This window comes from Tianweitania sp., assembly GCF_032053605.1.
In the GTDB taxonomy this organism is placed as follows: domain Bacteria; phylum Pseudomonadota; class Alphaproteobacteria; order Rhizobiales; family Rhizobiaceae; genus Tianweitania.
Map to the genome: position 1 here is coordinate 1 of NZ_DAMBUH010000194.1, position 2,597 is coordinate 2,597.

Here is a 2,597-nt window from a genome sequence, read left to right on the forward strand (position 1 = left end):
GTTTCGCCGGTCAGCACCGAGAGACCGGCCGAAAGGTCGATCTCAAGACGTTCAATCAGGACGATATCGCGGATCGAAAGATGCGTGAGCATCAGGCGCGATGATTACGTGCCGGCGATTGCAGATCCGACCTTGGACAGCCACGAGCCGGGATTGGCACGCGGCTCAAGCCCGCCGGACTGCAGCAACGTGTAGGAATCCTTGTACCACCGGCTGTCCGGGTAATTCTGCCCGAGAGCCGCGGCGGCCGACTGTGCTTCCGTCGCCAGACCCATCGCAAGATAGGTTTCCGTCAAGCGTGCAAGCGCCTCCTCGACGTGGCGCGTATTGCCGTAAACTTCCACCACGTAGCGGAAACGCTTCGCAGCAGCGATATATTCGCGGCGCTCGAGGTAATAACGGCCGACCTGCATTTCCTTGCCGGCCAGCTGGTCGCGGGCGAAGCGAATCTTGGCTTTCGCGTCCTCAACATATTCTGAGTCGGGCCAACGCTGTTCGACTTCTTCCATCGCTTCGATGGCGCGGCGCGATTCCTTCTGGTCCTGCGTCACATCCTTGATCTGGCGGAAGTAAGCCAGGCCGACGATGTACTGGGCGTAAGCCGCGTCTTCCGAGGATGGGTAAAGCTGCACATAGCGCTTACCCTGGTTGATGGCTTCCTCGTATTTGCCCTGCCGGTAATTGGTGAAGGCGCCCATCACCATCGATTTGCGAGCATACTCCGAATAGGGATGCTGGCGATCCACCGCTTCGAACTTCTTGCTCGCCTCGTTGAGGCGACCGGCGTTCAGGTTCGCGAGGCCCTGATTGTAAAGCTGATCGGCCGGTTCGGTCTGCTCGACATACGTGGCCAGGTCGATGTCGTCATTGGACGCGCACGCGCCCAGGCTCAACGGCAGAATTGCCAGTCCACTCAGAAGCGCGATCTTGCGCGCTGTCATCGTTCGAAAGGTCGAAACGGCCATCAAACACCCCTCTCCGCACTTAGCTGCATGCGGATCTCGTCGCCCCGCCATAGACCACATCGCCCATGAGGAGCAACGCTATGTTCACGCATTGGTGCAATTTTGTGGCAGCAAGCCATGTTCAGGCAGCTTGCCCACAGCCGGGCAAGCCCCGCTGATCGCCAAGACAGATCAGATGTTCCAGGGCGCGAACACAGGCGCGTTCACGGCAACCATCTCGATTGACCGGCCACGCTCGCGACGCGTGGTTTCGACAATCTCGAAAGCCGAGCGATCCGACAACAATGCGTGCAAGGCGGCTGCATTGAGCTTGTGGCCACCGCGATACGAATGGAACGAGCCAAGGAAGCGCGCGCCGGCCAGAGCCAAGTCGCCCATCGCGTCCAGCATCTTGTGGCGCACGAACTCGTTGGAATAACGCAGGCCTTCGAGATTGATGATGCGGCCGTCCTCGCCGATCACGACGGAGTTTTCCAGCGAGGAGCCCAAGGCGTAGCCGGCTGCCCACAAACGCTCCACGTCCTTCATGAAGCCGAAGGTGCGGGCGCGCGAGATTTCGGTGCGGAAGAAATCGGCTTCCAGCGGCGCGGAAAATGCCTGACGGCCGATCGCCTTGTCGGAAAAATTGATCTCGACCTCGAACTTGGTGCCGGCAAACGGCCGGAACTCAGCCCAAGACGCGCCATTCTCGACGCGGATCGGCTTCAGAACGCGGATATAACGGCGCGAAACCGATTGCTTCTCGAGCCCGACCTGGTCGAAGGCGTCCACGAACGGCTCGGCACTGCCGTCGAGGATCGGCGCTTCATTGCCGTCCATCTCGATCGTAACGTTGTCGACGCCCATCGCATAAAGCGCAGCCATGACATGCTCGACAGTTGCGACATGCAGCCCGGCCGGATCACCCAGCACCGTGCACAGATCGGTCGAACCGACCTCGGAGAATAGTGCCCTAATTTCGCCGGTTTGCTCGCCTGATCTGGAAACCACGAAAGTGATTCCCGTATCGGGATCCGCAGGACTGAAATGCATCGAGACCGGCTTGCCGCTGTGCACGCCGACGCCCGACAGGGACACGCGTGACTTCAGCGTCGTCTGACAATCCAGCGTTGGTGCACCCATATCTCGTCCAGTCATGCGTTCGTCTAGCAAACCGCAGGCAGAAACAGCCTTCGCGGAATCGAGCCATTTGCGGCTTTGATTTGGCTGCAAGATAGTGCCCGAGGGCGCTTCAACAAAATCACCAATTCTTACCCGTTGTTACGAGGTAAGTTGCACCGGCAAAGTGTTAAGCCATTGTAAATAAATACCGTTTGCAAAAACGGGCGAGCGCCCAAGCGCCCGCCCGTTACAAGTCTCGTCAGCTGTGAAGCTGCTTAGTTCGACTGGCGGCGGAGGAAGGCCGGAATTTCCAGCTGGTCCTCTTCCTGCACAGCGCGCGGCTGCGGTGCCTGGCGGCCATGATCGTCGAGCTGGCCACGGCGCGGTGCATAAAGACCGGCGTCCTGGCCTGCCGAACGCGGCTGCGGCTGCGCTTCACGCAAGCGCGGCTCACGCGGCTGAGCAGGCTGAAGACGGGCAGGCTCTTCTTCGCGACGCGACAAACCGGTAGTCAGGCGCTTCAACAAGCCC

General features: G+C 60.0%; 2 protein-coding genes and 2 pseudogenes. All 4 read right to left on the reverse strand.

The window, feature by feature from the left end:
- A pseudogene (locus RTX98_RS20610) lies at nucleotides 1-92 on the reverse strand (DNA repair protein RecN); the annotation flags it as partial.
- Between the two features lie 12 nt (nucleotides 93-104).
- Nucleotides 105-941, reverse strand: coding sequence for an outer membrane protein assembly factor BamD (locus RTX98_RS20615; protein WP_312798754.1), 837 nt, complete (start codon nucleotides 939-941; stop codon nucleotides 105-107).
- Between the two features lie 195 nt (nucleotides 942-1,136).
- Nucleotides 1,137-2,087: a UDP-3-O-acyl-N-acetylglucosamine deacetylase gene (gene lpxC, locus RTX98_RS20620; protein WP_312798753.1), complete on the reverse strand. Its 951-nt coding sequence runs from the start codon at nucleotides 2,085-2,087 to the stop codon at nucleotides 1,137-1,139.
- A gap of 254 nt (nucleotides 2,088-2,341) precedes the next feature.
- Nucleotides 2,342-2,597: pseudogene (locus RTX98_RS20625) on the reverse strand (cell division protein FtsZ); the annotation flags it as partial.

Excerpts from the sequence above, each read along its gene's own strand:
- RTX98_RS20615 (WP_312798754.1), bottom strand. The coding sequence starts at position 941 with ATGACAGCGCGCAAGATCGCGCTTCTGAGTGGACTGGCAATTCTGCCG.
- lpxC (WP_312798753.1), bottom strand. The coding sequence starts at position 2,087 with ATGGGTGCACCAACGCTGGATTGTCAGACGACGCTGAAGTCACGCGTG.